The sequence below is a fragment of the Blautia hansenii genome (assembly GCF_013304445.1).
In the GTDB taxonomy this organism is placed as follows: domain Bacteria; phylum Bacillota; class Clostridia; order Lachnospirales; family Lachnospiraceae; genus Blautia.
In genome coordinates this window covers 1-18,147 of sequence record NZ_JAAITA010000035.1, presented here as the reverse complement: position 1 = coordinate 18,147, position 18,147 = coordinate 1, and the positions used below count along the sequence as shown (strand labels likewise).

The 18,147-nt window shown below is 44.2% G+C and carries 17 protein-coding genes, 1 tRNA gene and 1 pseudogene; 2 read left to right on the top strand and 17 right to left on the bottom strand.

What is annotated here, in order from left to right; genetic code table 11:
- Positions 1-154: 154 nt before the first annotated feature.
- The 16 genes from G5A70_RS14870 to G5A70_RS14795 all read right to left on the bottom strand — a co-directional run bounded on the left by G5A70_RS14870 (position 155) and on the right by G5A70_RS14795 (position 16,548).
- Entirely contained in the window at positions 155-916 is a 762-nt protein-coding gene (locus G5A70_RS14870; RefSeq protein ID WP_173750248.1) for a MerR family transcriptional regulator, read from the bottom strand.
- Between the two features lie 93 nt (positions 917-1,009).
- The gene (locus tag G5A70_RS14865) at positions 1,010-1,246 is read right to left on the bottom strand and encodes a kinase (protein ID WP_173750247.1); all 237 of its coding nucleotides are present in this window, start codon (positions 1,244-1,246) and stop codon (positions 1,010-1,012) included.
- Positions 1,247-1,266: 20 nt separating this feature from the next.
- Complete coding sequence (locus G5A70_RS14860) at positions 1,267-1,740, bottom strand: LURP-one-related/scramblase family protein (protein WP_173750246.1); 474 nt, start codon at positions 1,738-1,740, stop codon at positions 1,267-1,269.
- Between the two features lie 27 nt (positions 1,741-1,767).
- Positions 1,768-4,041, bottom strand: a complete 2,274-nt coding sequence (locus G5A70_RS14855; protein ID WP_173750245.1) for an adenosylcobalamin-dependent ribonucleoside-diphosphate reductase — start codon at positions 4,039-4,041, stop codon at positions 1,768-1,770.
- 77 nt (positions 4,042-4,118) lie between these two features.
- A complete protein-coding gene (locus G5A70_RS14850; protein ID WP_173750244.1) occupies positions 4,119-4,892 on the bottom strand; it encodes an ABC transporter ATP-binding protein in 774 nt (257 codons plus the stop codon).
- 4 nt (positions 4,893-4,896) lie between these two features.
- Positions 4,897-5,802 carry an ABC transporter permease gene (locus tag G5A70_RS14845; protein WP_173750243.1) on the bottom strand — a complete coding sequence of 302 codons (906 nt, stop codon included), beginning with the start codon at positions 5,800-5,802 and terminating at the stop codon, positions 4,897-4,899.
- 20 nt (positions 5,803-5,822) lie between these two features.
- Positions 5,823-6,836, bottom strand: a complete 1,014-nt coding sequence (locus G5A70_RS14840) for an ABC transporter substrate-binding protein (protein ID WP_173750242.1) — start codon at positions 6,834-6,836, stop codon at positions 5,823-5,825.
- Between the two features lie 423 nt (positions 6,837-7,259).
- Positions 7,260-9,515: a glycoside hydrolase family 3 protein gene (locus G5A70_RS14835; protein WP_173750241.1), complete on the bottom strand. Its 2,256-nt coding sequence runs from the start codon at positions 9,513-9,515 to the stop codon at positions 7,260-7,262.
- A gap of 97 nt (positions 9,516-9,612) precedes the next feature.
- A complete protein-coding gene (locus G5A70_RS14830) occupies positions 9,613-10,941 on the bottom strand; it encodes a DUF4153 domain-containing protein (RefSeq protein ID WP_173750240.1) in 1,329 nt (442 codons plus the stop codon).
- A gap of 49 nt (positions 10,942-10,990) precedes the next feature.
- On the bottom strand, positions 10,991-11,200 hold the full coding sequence (locus G5A70_RS14825) for a helix-turn-helix domain-containing protein (RefSeq protein WP_173750239.1): 210 nt from the start codon (positions 11,198-11,200) through the stop codon (positions 10,991-10,993).
- A 15-nt stretch (positions 11,201-11,215) separates the two neighbouring features.
- Entirely contained in the window at positions 11,216-11,668 is a 453-nt protein-coding gene (locus G5A70_RS14820) for a DUF2975 domain-containing protein (RefSeq protein WP_173750238.1), read from the bottom strand.
- A gap of 148 nt (positions 11,669-11,816) precedes the next feature.
- Entirely contained in the window at positions 11,817-12,746 is a 930-nt protein-coding gene (locus G5A70_RS14815; RefSeq protein WP_173750237.1) for a ketopantoate reductase family protein, read from the bottom strand.
- A 17-nt stretch (positions 12,747-12,763) separates the two neighbouring features.
- Positions 12,764-13,804, bottom strand: a complete 1,041-nt coding sequence (locus G5A70_RS14810; RefSeq protein ID WP_173750236.1) for a polyamine ABC transporter substrate-binding protein — start codon at positions 13,802-13,804, stop codon at positions 12,764-12,766.
- Between the two features lie 22 nt (positions 13,805-13,826).
- Positions 13,827-14,618 carry an ABC transporter permease gene (locus tag G5A70_RS14805; protein WP_173750235.1) on the bottom strand — a complete coding sequence of 264 codons (792 nt, stop codon included), beginning with the start codon at positions 14,616-14,618 and terminating at the stop codon, positions 13,827-13,829.
- Positions 14,615-15,472 carry an ABC transporter permease gene (locus G5A70_RS14800; protein ID WP_173750234.1) on the bottom strand — a complete coding sequence of 286 codons (858 nt, stop codon included), beginning with the start codon at positions 15,470-15,472 and terminating at the stop codon, positions 14,615-14,617. The genes G5A70_RS14805 and G5A70_RS14800 overlap by 4 nt, the downstream gene beginning before the upstream one ends.
- A complete protein-coding gene (locus G5A70_RS14795; RefSeq protein WP_173750233.1) occupies positions 15,469-16,548 on the bottom strand; it encodes an ABC transporter ATP-binding protein in 1,080 nt (359 codons plus the stop codon). Before G5A70_RS14795 ends, G5A70_RS14800 begins: the two co-directional genes overlap by 4 nt.
- A gap of 261 nt (positions 16,549-16,809) precedes the next feature.
- Between G5A70_RS14795 and G5A70_RS14790 the strand changes: the two genes are divergently transcribed.
- Positions 16,810-16,882 (top strand) — tRNA-Thr (locus G5A70_RS14790).
- A 62-nt stretch (positions 16,883-16,944) separates the two neighbouring features.
- Here G5A70_RS14790 and G5A70_RS16165 read toward each other — a convergent pair.
- A pseudogene (locus tag G5A70_RS16165) lies at positions 16,945-17,225 on the bottom strand (phage holin family protein).
- A 153-nt stretch (positions 17,226-17,378) separates the two neighbouring features.
- Between G5A70_RS16165 and G5A70_RS14780 the strand changes: the two are divergent.
- On the top strand, positions 17,379-18,147 hold a 769-nt coding region (locus G5A70_RS14780), incomplete at its 3' end, for a carboxypeptidase-like regulatory domain-containing protein (RefSeq protein WP_173750232.1).

Here is an 18,147-nt window from a genome sequence, read left to right as displayed (position 1 = left end):
TTGGCACTTTGGGCAGACATATTCATTTTTGAATTACAGTTTGCGGAAACTCAAGAGTTGTTTGTTTTTCTGTAAACACATAGACAGAAGATTCTATTCTGCCGGTTATAAGAAAAGAGGGGGCTGCATGGCATCATAACAGTCCCCTCTTTTCTTATTTTCCTGCCCAGAATTCCACCGCTTTTATCAGAAATTCTGCACATCCTTTTTGCTCTCTGTCGTAGTATTCCTGAAATCTGGAATCCGCCGTATATATGGCTGCAAGTCCTTTATGCGCTTGGGCCGAATACTCTTTCCAGGTATATCCCAGCCAGTTTTTATGCAGCATAACAATGCGTTTTCCCTCTTCACTTTCCGGGGAAACACCTGCTTTTACAGCTGCCTTTAATTGACGGAAAACTTCCTCTTCCAATTCCTGAAATCTTTCATAATCTGCTTTGGAAAGTCCCAGAATCTTCTGCTGTGACGCGTCTACTTCTTCATCTCCATACTTGTTCCGGGCCTCTTCGCCGTATGTTTTTTCCTGTTCTTTCACAAGTTTCTCTTTAAATACCTGGAATTTCATATCATCACTCATATATCCTTCTCCTTTCAAATCCGCAATGGTAAGTTCTACAATTTGAATCAGAGAAGAAATATGCGCCTGCTGCCTCTGCAAAGCCTTTAAATGCTCATACAGAGCTCTCTCAATGTCAAAATTGGGCTGTGCCAGAATTTTACTGATAACCTCCAGCCCCAAATCCCGTTCCCGGTAAAAGAGAATCTGCTGCAAAAGCGCAACCTCTTTTTCTCCGTAATAGCGGTATCCTGCTTCATTCACCCTTGCCGGCTTTAACAGATGAATTTCATCATAGTACCGCAGAGTTCGGGTGGAAACTCCTGCAAGAGCTGCCAACTGACGTATGCTGTACTCCATATTTTTTCTCTCCTTTCTCCCTGTACTGTCATCTTACCCGTTGACGCTGCGTCAATGTCAAGAGAAAGTTTGAAAATATTTTTCAGGAAAATTTCAGTTCCATTTACGGACAATTTCCAGGATTTCTTCCTCGTATTCTCCGAATAAATCTTCGTGCTTGCCTATGTTTCTCACATTGGTTTCCGCGCCCCAGGCTTCATCAAAAAACTCCCACACATGGTAGGCCACACCTCTGTATTCAAAATCAACACTTCCGCATTGGTCTTCCTCTGTATAAGTATACGGAAAGCCTTTTTCCTTCAGTAAATTCTGTAGTTTTTCTAGTCGCATAGTTTTCCTCCCGGTATCTGTCAGGACTGTCTGGAACACTTTTCTGCGTCAATGGCCAGCACCAGCATCACTACATATAAAGCATCCTCTGGCTGCCCGATATCCATGACATAAGTATCTGTCCAATGAAAAATTTCTTTTCCAATCAGCGCTACGGTCATCCCATTTCTGTCCTGAATTTCATAGTTCCATTCCATGGCATTTCCTTCTATCTGCCATCCCATGAAATCAATGTTGTATTTCGGTCTGAAAAAGGTGAATTCCTTCTGCACAGACCCCATAAAGTCTTCCCCTGTATAGAGGTCAAACCTGGGCAGAAAAGTCAGCACTTTTTCTCTCACCATACCGGCATATTGGCCGCTGCTGTCATATATTTTCAGACAGTGTCCCCAGTCAAGCTGTCCCTTTACAGTAAAGACAACCTCACCCTGCTCATTATAAATATCATAGCTGTCCAACCATGAAAACATCTTTTGTTTAAACAGTAATTTCATGCATTACTCCTTCTTTGTCCGGGATTATCAGTGGCATTTGCTCCAGCCGCAGCTTTTGCAGATATTACATCCCTCTTCAAAAACAAGCGGCTCTCCACATTCCGGACAGTAAATTTTATCGGTCTCTTCCCGCTTGGTAACTGCCTTTGGTTTCGGGGCTTTTTTTACTTTTCCCGAATCTTTTTTCTCTCCCTTCTGGCTTAATTCTTCCTGCATTTCCCTATACATATCCATAAGGGCATTCCCCACAGCCATAGGGCAGCAGGCCCCCTTGCTGGTATCCTTCCTGGTCACTCTGCGGGCCGTATAAGACGGACAAGAACCGCTGGAATTCAACTGGTCCACAATCGTTTCAATGTCAATACCGCCTCTTGCACTGATAGAAATCATACGGGAAAGTCCTACCATAAAGTTATTGCAGCCTCCGGTAGAACCCTTGCTCAAATACGTTTCCAAAAGCGCTCCTGTATGCGGGTCAAACAGGGCAATGCAATGCAGACTGCCGCAGCCCGTTATCAGTTTTCGCTTCTTTCCTACCACATCATCCGTTACCAGAATAATCTCTCCACGCTTTAAGCCTTCTCCGGCTGTGACGGTTTTCGTTTCTTTTGTATTGAGAATACCAATCCGCTTGCAGCCGTCACGGAAGATAGTAATCCCTTTCAATCCCTGTTCAAAGGCATACATATAGAGGCTTTCTGTCTCCTCTACGGTAAAGCTTTCCGGTACATTGACCGTAGAACTAATAGACGCGTCAATGTGCCGCTGCCATATGGACTGCATATCAATACGCTGACGATAATCCAGAGTCATGGCTGTCACAAAATAATCCGGAAGCTGTTTGTCATCTGTAAGATTATGCTCTTTCATATAGCTTTCCACAATTTTAGTATACACTTTATAGTATACATCCGCGCCGTGAAGCGACTCTGTTTTCCGCTCATAATAATTTGCATATACCGGTTCAATCCCTCCGGAAATTCCCAGCATGGTAGACAGTGTTCCCGTAGGTGCAATCGTCAGAAGCTGTGAATTTCTAAGGCCATGTTTGCGTACCAGCTCTCTTGTTTTTTCCGTAGTATTGGCAAGAAAATAAGGCGTTTCCATAATCTCTTCCACCTTACATTGCGGAAACGCTCCCTGTTCTTTAGCCAGCTTTGCAGAAGCGGCAATGGCTGTATCGGCCATGGCAAAGCCAATCTTGTCGCACATCTTTACGGCATCCTCTTCTCCATAAGTCAGCCCCAGCTTAATCAGTGCATCTGCCAGTCCCATGATACCCAGTCCTATCTGTCTCCACTGAGCCACACTTTCTCTCTGCTCCGGCAGGGGATGAAGGGGAAGCCCCTCTTCCAGCACTTCGTTTAAAGCCTTTACAGAAGCCTGTACACAGAGTTTAAATCCATCAAAATCAAAAAATGCCTCGTCCGTAAAAGGATTCTCTACAAACTGCGCCAGGTTTACACTGCCCAAAAGACAGCTTCCTCCTGCCGGGAGAGGTTCTTCTGCACAGGGATTGACTCCCGCATAAGAAAACTCCTTTGTATTGCTCAAAAGATTCCAGCCTGTAATACGGTCCCAAAACAGCGCTCCTGGTTCTGCATAATCCCAGTTTGTTTCCGTAATTCTGCGGAAAAGTTCTCTTGCATTGACCCGTTTTTCAATGACTTCTCCCGTAGTTTCTCTGGTATAATGCAAAAGATATTCTTCATTCTTTTTCACGGCTTCCATAAAATCCTCATGAATACGAATGGAAATATTGGCCTTGGTAACCTTGTCCAAATCCGTCTTTAATTCAATAAATTCCGCCACATCCGGATGGGAACAGTCAATGGAAATCATCAACGCACCGCGTCTTCCATTCTGTCCGATGAGCGCTGTCACCAGAGAATACAACTCCATAAAGGACACGGCTCCGCTGGTTTCTTTCGCTGCATTATTAATCTTTGCCCCCCTGGGACTGAGTTTTGAAATATCCACACCACAGCCGCCGCCATAGCTGTAAGTACGTGCCAGTTTCTTAGCACATTCAAAAATACTTTCAATTTCATCTTCCGGCGGTGCAATCACATAACAGTTAGAATAGGTCACTTTTCTTCCCTGTTTATTCAGCCCCCGGTTGGATAAAATCCGTCCCCCGAACAAAAACTTTTTCTCTTTGATATACCGGCCGATTTCTTCATTGCCGCTGCTGATTCTCTGAATCCAGGCTTCAAAGTCCTCTCCTTCGCTGCAGTATTTCTTTGTCCAGATATCCATTCCAAGCTGGTTTTCCTGTCCCAGCCAGTCTTCGATTGTCATAGTTCGCCCTCCACTACTATATTTAGTTAACATATATTATGTTAGCACAATATATTGGTGGTTTCAAGCCCATATTTCTAGTTGCCACATTCGATGCTGATTTCATTAAATTTCCCCAGAATGTCATCGATTTGAACCTTCTGCTTTTTCTCACCCTTCATATCCATAACCGCTTTTCCCTGGTGCATCATCACCAGACGGTCCCCGTATTCTGCCGCATACCGCAGATTGTGGGTGACCATAATGGCTGTCAGCTTTTTCTCTTTCACAATACGGTCTGTCAACTGCATGATAATGTCTGCGGTCTTAGGGTCTAGCGCTGCTGTATGTTCGTCCAGAATCAGAAATTCCACCGGAGTCATAACGGACATCAAAAGGGACAAGGCCTGCCGCTGACCACCGGACAATGCGCCTACTTTCACCTGCATTTTATCCTCCAGTCCCAGCCCCAGCTGGGCAAGCTGTTCCCGATATTCCGGGATTTTTTTTCTGTTGGTTCCTCTTTGCAGTCCGAAGATTTTCCCTTTGTGTTCTGCCATAGACATGTTTTCCAGAATTGTCATATCCGGACAAGTTCCAAGCGCCGGGTTCTGATAAACCCTCCCAATGGAAGCCAGTCTCTTATACTCTTTTATCTTTGTAACCGGCTTGTTGTTTATCAGAATTTCTCCTCTGTCCGGCTGCATGCTGCCGCATATCAGATTCAGCATGGAAGTCTTGCCGGAACCGTTGCTGCCTACTACAGAAACAAATTCTCCCTTCTGAACCATGAACTGAAAGTCTTCAAACAAACACATTTCATTTACAGTTCCCGGATTGTAATATTTGTAAATATTCTTTAATTCAAGCATCTTCTCACCTCTTCTTTTCCGAACGTTCCAACACCAGAACAAAAATCAAAACTGCCAGAAGAAAGACTGCGGAAATCATCTTCATGGCCTTTGGCGCAAAGTATTTAATCGCAATTCCGGTGCAGGCTTTGTAAAGAACCGCGCCTGCAAAAACAAAGGTTGTAATCTTGAAAAAACCACTTCCCTTCCCCCCAAAAAGCCTGGTTAACAGCTTATAGAGGCTGGTTCCCACAATAACACTGGCAAGTCCGATAACCATAGCCCCTGTGCCGGAAGAAATGTCGAACACCCCCTGCTGCTGACAGAATACACTGCCGCTTAAAGCCACAAGCCCATTGGAAATCCCAAGTCCCAGTATCTTCACATTCCCCTTATCCTTGGCTAAAGAAGTAACCAGAAGTTCATTATCTCCCACTGCCCTTAACAGATATCCGGACCTGGTCTGCAGATACAAATCCAGGCAGATTTTGCTCACTGCCGCTACAGCCAGAATCAAAACCAGAGAGAAATACGAGGGTACCGTACCACCGAAAATTCCTTTAAAAAAATTGTTTTTAAAAATCGTAGATTTTGAAAATAGAGGTACATTATTGGCGCCTGCCACCATGAGGTTTACGGTATAAAGAGCGGTCATCATAATGATTCCGGAAAGCAAATCCCTCACCTTACATTTCACATGAATCAAACCAGTGCAGACACCCGCCGCTGCTCCCGCCAGAAAGGCAAGAGGCAGAGTAAAACAGGGATTAATTCCCTGTTTTAAAAGAACTGCTGTCACGGCTGCTCCCAGAGGGAAACTGCCGTCCACAGTCAAATCCGGAAAATCCAGAATTTTATAAGTAATATATACACCCAAAGCCAGGATGCCGTAAATCAATCCCTGCTCTACAATACTCAATGCGAAATCCATTGTTCTTCCTCCTGCCTGTGTTACTCTTCCGTAATCTCCGTAAAGACTTCTGTTGCCTCATTTTTCATGTCTTCCGGAATCTCTATGCCGAGATTTTCGGCTGCCTTTTCATTGATGTACAGACTGCTGTCTGTGAGAAGTTCATATTCCATTTCTTCTGCTTTTGCTTCCCCTTTCAATATTTTCGCTGCCATTTTTCCGGTTTCTTTTCCCAGATTGACATAGTCCAGACCCTCTGCCGCCAGACACCCCAGCTTTACCTGTTCAATTTCGCTTCCGAATACCGGAATTTTAGCTTCCTCTGCCTGACTTAAAATTGTGGGAAGTGCGCTTACTACGGTATTATCTGTAAGATTAGTCAGACAATCTACTTTTTCTAAAAGACCCGCTGCTGCTAAAGATACCTCCGAAGTATTGGTCACTCCTGCTGTTTCAATAGTGAATCCGTAATCTTCTGCGTATTTTTCATACTGCTTAATGCTGTATGCGGAATTGGCTTCGCTGGTGGTATACAGGATTCCAATGGTTTTTGCTTTTGGCAGCAATTTGCGAATCATCTGCAGCTGTGCTTCTACGGGAAGCTGGTCACTGGTTCCCGTCACCGCACCTACCGGCATTTTATCTTCTGTTGCAAGTTCCGCTTCTTCCGGATTTGTTACTGCTGTATACACCACCGGAATTTCTGTATTTACCGCAGAATTGTAAGCCGCCTGTGCACTTGGAGTAGCAATGGCACAAATCAAATCCATATCTTCGGATACAAAGTTGTCTGCTATCTGTGCTGCTGTTGCTGTATCTGCATCTGCATTGCTCACCTTAATTTCCAGATTTTTTCCTTCCTCCAGTCCCTCTTCTTTCAGTCCTTCTATAAAGCCTTCCCGGCAGTTATCCAGAGAACCATGCTCTGCAAACTGTGAAATTCCAATAGCATACTTACCGTTGTCTGCGGATACGTCCTTTGCTGTGCCGCAACCTGTCAAAACACCTGCTGCCATCCCCATAACCAATACCATTGCCAATACTTTTTTCTTCATTTTTCCTGTCTCCTTTTCATTTTTCTCAAAAGCCATCCATCATTTTCTGTGAGACAAAAAAACCGCCTCAAGTTCATAAAAAACTTGAGACGGTAATAACATACATTATTATCGCGGTACCACTCAATTTGACGAAATGTCCACTTTCTCACATACTGACATATGCTCCTGATTGATAACGGGTTCGGTTCCCGACGACGCCTACTTTTTTCATTTCGGGCCACCCTCGAAAGGCCATTCAGCTTCAAAGTCCATACGGCAATCCCACCATCTGCCGCTCTCTGTGATTTCCTTTCAAACCTACTCTTCTTTCTCATCGGTTTCGCTTTTGTTGGTCTTATTCTATGTCGCTTTTTCTATTTTGTCAACCTGTTTTTGGCAATTTTTTTCTGCACGCTTCCTTTGTGATACCTGCCATAACTCTTATTTATAGCTAAGTCCAAAGTTCAGCTCATAATAATTTCCGGCAGCATCTCTGTATGCATAAGCTTTACCGTTTTCGTCTTTCATGGACTCCGGCATATATTTATCCTTGTCATATCCCGGCACATCATTAGGTGAAATGCATACGCCTTCTGCATTTACGGCAATGACACTGTCATCTTTCGGAAGGGTCATGGGCATCTTTCCTACTGGCGCAAATCTGCCGAAAATCACATCCAGAACAGCACTTGGATAGGTATCAAAGCCAGCCAGAAGTGCATCTGCATACGGCTCTGCATTGCCTACCATCCAGGCCAGCGTAAAGTTAATATTGGTTACCACTTTTCCCTTATTTTTGTGTACTGCTTCCGCAATTTCCGCCAGTTCTCTCGCGCCGGAAAGCGTGGTTTCCAAGTGTGTGGTTTTGGCAGGTCTGCCCTCTTCATCTACATCACAGACTTCCTTTCCGTCACAGATATCCAATTCCAGATATCCCGGTGTTGCGTTGAAGTATTCACCTGAACTTGGAGATACAAACAAAAGAGCCAAATCTGCTTCTTCGGGATTTTCAGTCAGCGTAAGAGAGGTCTCTGCCTGCAGCTGTTTTTTCAGTTCCTCTGTTGCTTTTTGTGCATTTTCTTCTGTCTTGTTAAAACATCTTGCATAAACCTTTTTACCGGATACTTTCTCTTCAGTCAAAGGAAGTATACCGTCGTTTTTCAACAGTACCACGGACTGACGGTGTACCTGCTGTGCGTGTGTCCAGTCTTCTGGGTTGCCTACGATTTTCACTGCTTCTTCCGGATTTCTGTATGGATTTTCAAACAATCCCAGTTGAAATTTTTCAATTAAAGTACGTTCTACTGCCCTTGTAAGCGCTTCCTCGGAGAGGGTAATCTGTTCTGCCGTATAGCCTTCCGGAACTTTATGTCCCTGTACGGTATAGTAGCCTTCTTTCCATCTTCTGTAAGCCTCTTTGGCATCTTCCAGGTCATAAGAACCGCTGATAATATCCACACCGGCATTAACGGCCAGAGCTGCTCTCTCACAGATTTCCAGTTCTTCCACACCCCAGGCCATCATCTGCATGATACCGGAATCGCTGTTAATATATCCCTTAAATCCCATCTGTTCACGCAGCATTTTATTGATAAAAAAGTCATTAAAAGCAAAGCCTACAGGTTTCCATTCAATGGGATTTCCTTCTAAATCATACTGCTTCTGACTCTTCTCCTTTGCCGGCTTTGCATAATAAGGCATAATGGAAGAAGTATTCTTTGCAATGGCTGTTTTAAAAGGCGGAATGTGGTAGGTTTCCAGGCTGTTTTCTGTCTGGTAAACATTCCACTGCCCCTGTTTATAATGAGGGTCAAAGCCGTTTTCTCTGGCACTTCCGCCCGGAAAATGCTTGACAGTCATGGCAACGCCGTCTGCTGTTACGCCCTCTTCACTTCCCTGTACACCGGGAATCAGACGCTCCAGAATCTCACTGATAAGCTGGGAATCTTCCCCGAAGGTTCCGTAAGTTCTCTGCCATCTGGGGTCTGTCATACAGTCTGCCATGTACATATAGCCTTTCTTCATACCAACTGCATCCCACTCTCTTCGGATACAGGACGCAAAATCGTCAATGAGTTCTGCACCTGCACCTTTTACGGCAGCTGCAATTCCCAGAGTTCCCGGCCATGCTGCAAAGACACCGGAAGCATCATTCATACCGAAAACCACCTCACCGTTTTCATTTCTGGAGTTGGAAATAACCAGGACTGGCAGGAAATGCTCGCCCTCCTCTGCCACGCTGTTCATCTCATTAATCCAGTCTGCCAGTTCGTCCGGCTTCGGATTTCCTCTTAAAATAAAGTGCCGAACTTTCCAGTCTTTGATGGTTTCTGTAGTTCCTACAGTAGAATTGACAGCAAAAATAGAGCTTCCCTTTTCCACCGGTTTTTCATCTAACAGTCCGGTTTCGTCTACAAATTCTTTATCTTCCTGCTCAATTCCCATTTTCCAGGAACTCAAAAACAGCTGACCGATTTTTTCGTCCACAGACAACTCTGCGGCCAGGGCTTTGGCTCTTTCCTTTGGGGATTTTCTCCAGTCTTTATAGGTATTTAATTTTCGGTCTCCGTTTATATCTCTGAAATACAGTCCGTCTTCGCAGATAACCTGCTGTTGTGTAACACCGATTTCAGGTCCGTTTTCATTTTTATAATAGCGGATTTTTTCGCTTGCTTTCTGCTTTTTAATTTCTGTCATAAAAATTCTCCTTGTTTTTCTTTTTACCTTATAATTGTATCATTTTCGACTTTAAAATTTCAAGGAATTCTTTTCTTAATTTTTTCTAAAAAATCTTTTACAATAGCAGGTTTAACGGCAATACACACAGAGCAGCAAACAGTACCGCCCCGGAAAACACTGCCCATCTGACAACGGGAATATCCTTTTTCTGCAGCACAATGACCATGGAAAACACCAGGAAAAGCCATATCATAAAGATACTGGTAAGGATTCTTTTTACAGTAAATCCATAAACATAAATATACATTCCCATTCTGCTCATAGCGGTCACTAAAAGCAGCAGGGTCAGCAGAGAAAAAACAATGTTCAGGATGCGAAGCCGGTGGTTTTCTCTGCGTATAGTCCTGGAGCAGCCGTTCATAAACAGGAGCAGGCAGACGTTCAAAGCAGCCACACCACATAGTTCAAAGAATCCCTGTCTTGCATACTGTGCATAAGTCAAATTTTCCGGGAGAATTCCCAGACATGCAGAAAACAGATACTGTCCCTGGATTATCATAAAGAGTACATACACCAGTGAAATTATCATTGCAAAGGTGTAAATACTGGTATCCGGAATCATATGAAACCCTTCCCCGGACTCTTCTTCCCACTCTTCGCAGACACTTTCATCAATATGTCTCCGATACACACTGCCATAAGAAACGCCGAACATCAAACCTCCAAAAATCAGAGACATTATGAGACAAAGCAGGTTGCTCATCAGCCCTCCGCCTATGGTTATCCGTGAAAAAGCAAGGTCAATAAGACTTGCAAATTCCTTATCTGCACTGGATAAGGCCGGAAGAATAATAGCCAAAACCGGAATGGCACAGACAATTCCCAGGAAGATTTTCTGCCCTTCTTTCTTCTCCTTCTTTCCTTTGTATATCTGAAAAGCAACCCGTATCTGACAGAAAAAATTTAATACAGGAAGAGAAAATAATCCATGCCAAAGGTCTAAAAGTACCCAGGAAGATGTTCTTTTTCCTACCAGAAGCCCATCCATAACAGCCAACGTTCCGTAAGCTGCAGCTACAAACCACAACAGAAACTGGGCAACTGGAATAATGCTGTAAAAACCATAGGATACACCCACACAGAGCAAAATCACAGTCCAGAATATCTTTTCTTTCGTTACCTTCAAACCTTTTAAACGACTGTAACTCCACAGCACAGCCAGATAAAACAGGGTAAATCCCGCTACCTTTAACTGAAATCCGTTTTCTGTCTGTCCCAGAAAAGGAACCTCGTCAAACTCAAATATTTTCCATAAACCATAGCCTAAAAGCAGATATAAAACCGCGAAACACCGGTCCCATTTATCACTCTCTGTTTTCTTAAAAATGGGTGCACTTTCATAAGCCAAGCTCATTTCTGCACTTGCCTTTTCTTGATTTTCCATATCCAAACCTCTTTTCTGTTTTGAAATTTCCCGCTTCAGGCGGAGTTTTTTATTCTTCTGACACGTACTCCAGAATATCCCCTGGCTGACACTCCAGCGCTTTGCAAAGGGCTTCCAGAGTAGTAAAACGAACGGCTTTTGCCTTGCCGTTTTTCAGAACGGACAGATTCGCCGGCGTAATGTCAATGGCTTTTGCCAGGTCTCCGGCACTGATTTTTCTCTGAGCCATTACCACATCTAAATTCACCACAATAGGCATTTTTCCTCATCCTCTCTATATGGTATAATCATTTTCTTCTTTTATCTTTTCTGCCTGGGCAAACACATTTTTTATCACCCGAAGAACCAGCGCCATGAAGAGGGCTGCCACACACAAAGCCCAAAACGCTATGTAATAAAAGCCGCTGATACCAAAAATCACTCCTGCCGCCAGACAGCACCAGGAAAGAATACGGAGACATCTGGTATTCTCTGCAACAAACACCTCATCACGGCTGATATTAGACAGCAGACGATTCATCTGATACAGTGCCGCTGCCACAGGAACTGCCGTCGCATAATTAGTAGCCAACAGCCAGTACAGTTTCCCCTCTAAAAATGGCGCTCGCAATTCGATAAAAATGCGGTACAGCCACGGAGCCCCTGCACACATCCCCATCAGTATGGCTGTAAAAATACCAATACTGATTCTGGTCAGCTTTAAACTTTTATCCTGATTCCAGTTCATAATCAAACCTCCTGATTTTCTCCCGGACAAAAAAAAACAGTTCTCTCCGGGATTCCTTTTTCACAGAATACCACAGTTAGAACTGTTTTTCAATATGTTTTTATCGTTTTTCGATAATTTTTTATTTTTTTAAGATATGGCCTCTTTCTCACTCTGCCTTCAGATTTTCATACATTTTTTCTGAAACAGGAACAGGAATCTGAAGCCGCCTGGCCTCTTTTATCAGATAGCCGCTGAAGGTCTCCAGTTCATTCTTTCGTCCTGCCTCCATATCTCTTTTCAGAGAACTGGTGGAGCCTGCGTCCAGGCTCATAAAGCGCTTGTATTCGCTTTCCACATAGCCGTCCCGGATGGAAATCTGCTTTGCCAAAGCAACTGCACAGGCTTCTTCCAACAGGGTTTTAAATTCTTTGCATTTTTCCGGAGAAGTCTGCAGGGTATCGGTCATTTCCATGTAATAGGCAGTCAGCACGTTATAAGCACAGTTAAATATGTATTTTTCCCATACGGCCGCCTGGCTGTCCAACACATATCGACAGTCCACGCCAGCCTCTTTCAGACAGTCACAGGCCCGTTTTACACCTTCTGCTTCCTGGGTTTTGGCATTGGTTTTTCCCACATAAATCTTCGCGTAATTGCCAATCTGAGTAATGGAATAATCCGGATTAAAGAATGCGGTAATGTAAATCACGGCTTCTCCTACAATTCCTTTTTCAAAGAATTTCTCTGTCCGCTCTGCAGTATCCGCCCCGTTCATAACAGGAAGAATGACGGTATGTTCGTCTATGCAGGACTGCAAATCCCGGCACACTTCCTCCAGAGAATAATTCTTTACACAAAGAAAAATAAAATCCTGTACTTCCCGTATCTCCTGTCCGCTTTCCACCACTTTTTTCGCTCTGGCCGTGATTTCTCCGTGATACTGGCTATGCAGACGAATGCCTTCTTTTTCCAGAGATTTTTTTCGCTCTCCTCTGGCTACCAGAGTTACATTTTCATAGGTTTTTGCCAGCATACCGCTTAAATATCCGCCGACGCCGCCGATTCCCACTATCGTAATTTTTACCTTCTTTTCCATACACTCTGCCTCCCGCATTAATCACATGCAGCTTTAAATTCTGTCCAGTTCTGGTTGTAAACTTCCTCTGCTTCTGTACTGACATTCTGGATAATTTCTCCCTTTGTTACAGAATCCGGCACCACTAAATCCGGATTTACCAGGTCATCTGCTGCTTTATTTGTACAGTAGTAGCCCACAAAGCCAAAGCATTTTGCAGCCACTTCCGGCTCCAGAATATAGTTCAGAAACTCATAAGCTTCCTCTGTATCCGGTGCGTTTTTAGGAATAAAGAAGTTCATAATTCCGAATCCCAGTCCCTCCTTTGGATAAACCACCTTCAAATCCGGATTTTCCTGTAACGCAGCAATAACCTGGGATGTATATAAGATAGCCACAGAGGCCTCTCCGTTTAACAGGGCATTCTGGGTATTCGTATCCTGAATCATACGGATATTGGGAGCCAGACTGACCAGCTTTTCCCCTGCTTCCTTTATCACTGTGGGGTCTTCTTCGTTCATGCTTTTCCCCATAGTCAGAAGCACCATTCCTTCCACTGCACGATAACTGGCAATGGTGGCAATCTTGTCTTCCAATTTGGAATTCCATAAATCTTCATACCCTGTTATCTCAAAGTCCACCTGCTCCGGGTCATACACAATCAGAGGAATCCCCGCGCCATGGGGAATGGTATATTTGTTGTCCGGGTCGTAAAACTGGCCCTGATACAGGGGATTGATGTTCCCGTAATTGCTCAGCTTTGACTTATCCAGTTCCTTTGCCAGACCATTCTTGACCACCTGTTCAATGATGTAATCATCACCAATAACCACATCATAATCTTTTCCATCTGACTGCTGTACCTTCTCCAGCATCGTTTCATTGGAGTCAAAATTGGAATTGATAATACGGATTCCTTTCTCTTTCTCAAAGTCATCCAGAACCTCCTGTGGAAAGAGTCCTTCCCATGTATAGAGCACCAACTCCTTATTGTTTTCCTCCTTTTCTCCACCGCAGCCGCTCAGCAGGCTTCCTGCCATAATACTGCAAAGAAGAATTGCTAACACTCTTTTTTTCATTGTTGTATCCATTCCTTTCTCTCTATTCACTTTTTCTATGTTTCCCGGTCCATTTTCCGACAAAATTCCAGATACAAAGCACCAGGACAATGACCACCAGAATCACGGTACATAAGGCGTTGATTTCCGGTGTTACTCCTGTTTTTAACTGGGCATAAACCTTCACAGGAAGGGTATTCAGTCTTGGTCCATTGACAAAAATACTGATAACCACATCATCAAACGACATGGCAAACGCCAAAAGACTTCCGGATAACACCGCCGGAGCAATCAACGGCACAGTAATGTCAAAAAATGTCCGCACCGGTCCTGCTCCCAGGTCTCTTGCCGCCTCTTCCAGTGATTTGTCCAACCCTGCCAGACGTGCCTTTACCATCATGAAAATATAGGGAATACAGAAGGTAGTATGCGCAATCACCAGCGTTATCATACCAAAGGGCAGTTCCAGCATTGAAAAAAATACCAGAAATACCATACCCAGAATAATTTCCGGTATCATAATAGGCACTGTAGAAAGATATTCCATCATACCTTTGCTCCGATACCGGACTCTGGCCATGCCCACAGCTCCCAAGGTTCCGATAACGGCTGCACTAAGACAGCTCAATGCGCCCAGGACAATACTGTTTCCCAGCGCTTCTTTTAAATCTCTGTCCGCTGCCAGTACCTTGTACCAGTTCAGGGAAAATCCCGTAAATTCTGCCGACAGCCTGGATTCATTAAAAGAAAAGACCACCACTACCACCAAAGGCAGATACATCAGCAAAAGCATAAAACCAAGGTACAGATTGGACCATTTCCATTTCTTTTTCAAAACAATCCCTCCAAATCTTTCACATGGGTAACTTTTCTGTATACCAGTATCATCAGGGAGGTGAGTACCATAAGCACCACGGCCAGCGCTGCCGCAAAAGGCCAGTTGCTGCCCCTGGTCAGCTGATCCTGTATCACGCTTCCCACCAGCACAATTTTATTGCCCCCCAAAATGTCTGCAATGAAAAACAGCCCCATGGAAGGAATGAAGGTCAGAATAATTCCCGTCAGAAGTCCCGGAAGAGTCAGTTTGAACGTAACCGTAAAAAATGCCTGTATTCCATTTGCCCCCAAATCCCTGGCCGCCTCAAGCAGTGACCAGTCCATTTTCTCTGCACTGGAATACACAGCCAGCACCAGAAACGGCAGCAAGGCATAAATCATGCCGATAACTACGGCGGGATAGGAATACAAGATTTTCAAAGGTTCTTCCAGGATTCCCAATTTCATCAGAATTCCGTTCAAAACACCTTTTGCCTGTAAAATAATAATCCATCCATACATGCGAATCAGGGAGCTGGTCCAGAAAGGCACCATAATCAGCAGCATCATACGCTTTTTCCATTTGGGAGAGAGCTTTGCCATGTAGTATCCGAAGGGGTACCCCAGAAGGATAATCAACCCTGTGCTGGTAAAAGCCAGCTGAAAGGACTGTACAAAGCTTTGAAGATAGACAGGTTCTCCGATTTTCCTGTAGTTATCCAGAGTAAAATTCCAGACTACAGAAGAACCGTCACCTCTGGTGGCAAAACTGAGGGCAATCATGTAAAGCAGCGGCCCCAGGACAAAGCAAAGGGTAAAGAAATACAGGGGCAGCACTGTAAGAAACAGTCCGAAGGATTTCTTTTTTTTCATGCTTCTGCCTCCTGTTTTCCATCTACAGGCACCGCATGCTCCGGTTTCCAGACTGCGCGTACTTTCTGCCCTGGCACAATCCGGGCATCCATACCGTAGCGGCTTGCCACCAGTTCTTCTCCGGTTTTTAACTGTAGGGCAACATGAAGCTGTCCTCCCTGAAAGGACTTATCTGTCACAACAGCTTCCAGGCCATTTTCGCCTTCTGTACACACCTGCAGATTTTCTCTTCGGACAGCCAGTTTCACCTTTTCGCCGGCTTTCATACCTTCTGCCGCCTCTGCTTCCATCCTCTGGCCCTGTATCTGCACCCGGATTTTCTCCTCGCCGATTTCCTCTACCACTCCTTCTATAATATTGGCATTTCCCACGAAATCTGCCACGTAAGCGGTTTTGGGATGGTTATAAATCTCATCCGGTGTCCCAATTTGCTCTAACATGCCTTCCCGCATGACCACAATCCGGTCTGACATATTAATGGCTTCCTCCTGGTCATGGGTGATATAAAGAAATGTAATACCCAGCTTTTTCTGCAGTCTTTTCAGTTCTGTCTGCATGGTGCGGCGCAGCTTCAAGTCCAATGCGCCTAAAGGCTCATCTAACAGCAGCAGTTTGGGACTGTTAATCAGCGCTCTTGCAATAGCCACTCTCTGCTTCTGTCCTCCGGAAAGTTCAGCAGGCATACGTTTTTCATACCCTTCCAGCTGTACTAATTCCAGCATATTCTTCACTCTGCCCCGAATTTCCGCTTTCGGTCGTTTTTTTATCCGCAGACCGTATCCGATGTTTGCTTCCACATTCATATGAGGGAACAACGCATAATTTTGAAACACGGTATTGATATCTCTCCTGTTTGGCGGCAAGTCCGTCACATCTTTTCCCTCCAAAAGCACCTGTCCCTCTTCCGGGGCTTCCAGTCCGGCAATAATTCTGAGGGTGGTGGTTTTCCCACATCCGGAGGCACCCAAAAAAGTGAGAAATTCTCCCTTTTGAATCGACAGGGTAATGCCTTTTAATACGTCTGTCTCTCCAAAGTTCTTCTTTATGTTCTTTAATTCCAGTAATTCTCCACTCATCTTTTTTCCTTCTTTGATATTTATTGCTTCCAAATTCATTTATGTTTCCAAGATATTCCAAGATATATAATGGCACAAATGCTTTTTGCTGTCAATGGAGCAGGCTATATTTCAGACTTTTTCTATCCAGTATTTACCTAATTTTGATTTCTGATACTTTTCTGATTTTGGAATTTTTAAGAATTTTTGAATTTTAAAAGAAATGAAAAAATTGCTTGACACTTGTGACAAAATCCAGTAGAATTAATGACTGTAAGCAGTGCTGAAATAGCTCAGTTGGTAGAGCACTTCACTCGTAATGAAGGGGTCGAGGGTTCAAGTCCCTTTTTCAGCTTAGCGGAAAAGATAGCTGAAATCCAGTATTTATGCAGGGTTTCAGCTATCTTTGTATTTACATCATTTATTTTTATTCAGCTGTTTTATGATTTGGTTCACATATGTACTTAAACCGGCAACGAGAACGCCTTGCGTAACTGCGGTAAATACTGCCAATGCAATTTTCTGGCTGCTATTGCATTGGCATGTAGCGAAAATATAAACCGCACTGATTATAATTCCCATCCCCCAAGCAATAATGGAATGTACTTATCCTTTACTGTCTGGGCTTGTTTTAACCACATGCCAATGAAATAAAGAACAATTGCTATCACCAGAAGTTCGGGTTTTACATAATCCATAATCTGATTCACACCTATGCCTCCATGACTGCGCCTGCTTTTTATTTATTTTATGCGAATGGTTTGGTTTAAAATGTCTTTTTAATTTGACTTTTCACACCCTTTGGGGCCTGCTGCATATACTAAACCAATGAAAAAATCCGAGGTTTTCCTATGTATTTACCTCCCCTGAAAACAGCACAGACCCAGCAGACCGATGAAGGCAAGCTTCGCCTCTATGTAATATCCGCTCTGAAAAATCAGCCTGTCGAGGATGCTACCGTTACCATTTCCTACTCCGGAGAGCCGGATTCCGTCATTGAAGAAGTAAAAACAGATGCAAGCGGCATGATTCCGGAAATCACGCTGCCCGCACCCCCTCTGGAATACAGTATGGCTCCCTCCGAATACCAGCCCTATGCGGAATATACCTTTCGCATTTCCAGAGAAGGATTTGAAGATTTGGACATATCCGGCGCGGAAATCCTGCCGGATGCCACGGCCATTCAAAGAGCCGTCATGAATCCTTCTACGCCTCAAAATACCTTTGAAGACATTGTCATTCCTGCGCATACACTCTACGGGGAATACCCGCCCAAAATCCCGGAAGACGAAATCAAACCTATGGATACCTCCGGCGAAATCGTCTTAAACCGGGTAGTCATTCCTGAATATGTGGTAGTTCATGATGGAGTCCCTACCAATCCCTCCGCCAAAGATTATTATGTGCGCTACCGGGATTATATCAAGAATGTGGCCAGCAGTGAAATCTACGCCACTTGGCCGGCGGATACTATCCGAGCCAATGTTCTGGCTATTATGTCTTTTACACTAAATCGCGTGTATACAGAGTGGTACCGGAACAAAGGCTACGATTTCACCATCACTTCTTCCACTGCCTTTGACCACAAATGGATGTACGGGCGCAATATTTTTGAAAGCA

Coding starts and splice junctions, on each gene's coding strand:
- G5A70_RS14870 (WP_173750248.1), bottom strand. CDS start 916: ATGGAGTACAGCATACGTCAGTTGGCAGCTCTTGCAGGAGTTTCCACC.
- G5A70_RS14865 (WP_173750247.1), bottom strand. CDS start 1,246: ATGCGACTAGAAAAACTACAGAATTTACTGAAGGAAAAAGGCTTTCCG.
- G5A70_RS14860 (WP_173750246.1), bottom strand. CDS start 1,740: ATGAAATTACTGTTTAAACAAAAGATGTTTTCATGGTTGGACAGCTAT.
- G5A70_RS14855 (WP_173750245.1), bottom strand. CDS start 4,041: ATGACAATCGAAGACTGGCTGGGACAGGAAAACCAGCTTGGAATGGAT.
- G5A70_RS14850 (WP_173750244.1), bottom strand. CDS start 4,892: ATGCTTGAATTAAAGAATATTTACAAATATTACAATCCGGGAACTGTA.
- G5A70_RS14845 (WP_173750243.1), bottom strand. CDS start 5,802: ATGGATTTCGCATTGAGTATTGTAGAGCAGGGATTGATTTACGGCATC.
- G5A70_RS14840 (WP_173750242.1), bottom strand. CDS start 6,836: ATGAAGAAAAAAGTATTGGCAATGGTATTGGTTATGGGGATGGCAGCA.
- G5A70_RS14835 (WP_173750241.1), bottom strand. CDS start 9,515: ATGACAGAAATTAAAAAGCAGAAAGCAAGCGAAAAAATCCGCTATTAT.
- G5A70_RS14830 (WP_173750240.1), bottom strand. CDS start 10,941: ATGGAAAATCAAGAAAAGGCAAGTGCAGAAATGAGCTTGGCTTATGAA.
- G5A70_RS14825 (WP_173750239.1), bottom strand. CDS start 11,200: ATGCCTATTGTGGTGAATTTAGATGTGGTAATGGCTCAGAGAAAAATC.
- G5A70_RS14820 (WP_173750238.1), bottom strand. CDS start 11,668: ATGAACTGGAATCAGGATAAAAGTTTAAAGCTGACCAGAATCAGTATT.
- G5A70_RS14815 (WP_173750237.1), bottom strand. CDS start 12,746: ATGGAAAAGAAGGTAAAAATTACGATAGTGGGAATCGGCGGCGTCGGC.
- G5A70_RS14810 (WP_173750236.1), bottom strand. CDS start 13,804: ATGAAAAAAAGAGTGTTAGCAATTCTTCTTTGCAGTATTATGGCAGGA.
- G5A70_RS14800 (WP_173750234.1), bottom strand. CDS start 15,472: ATGAAAAAAAAGAAATCCTTCGGACTGTTTCTTACAGTGCTGCCCCTG.
- G5A70_RS14795 (WP_173750233.1), bottom strand. CDS start 16,548: ATGAGTGGAGAATTACTGGAATTAAAGAACATAAAGAAGAACTTTGGA.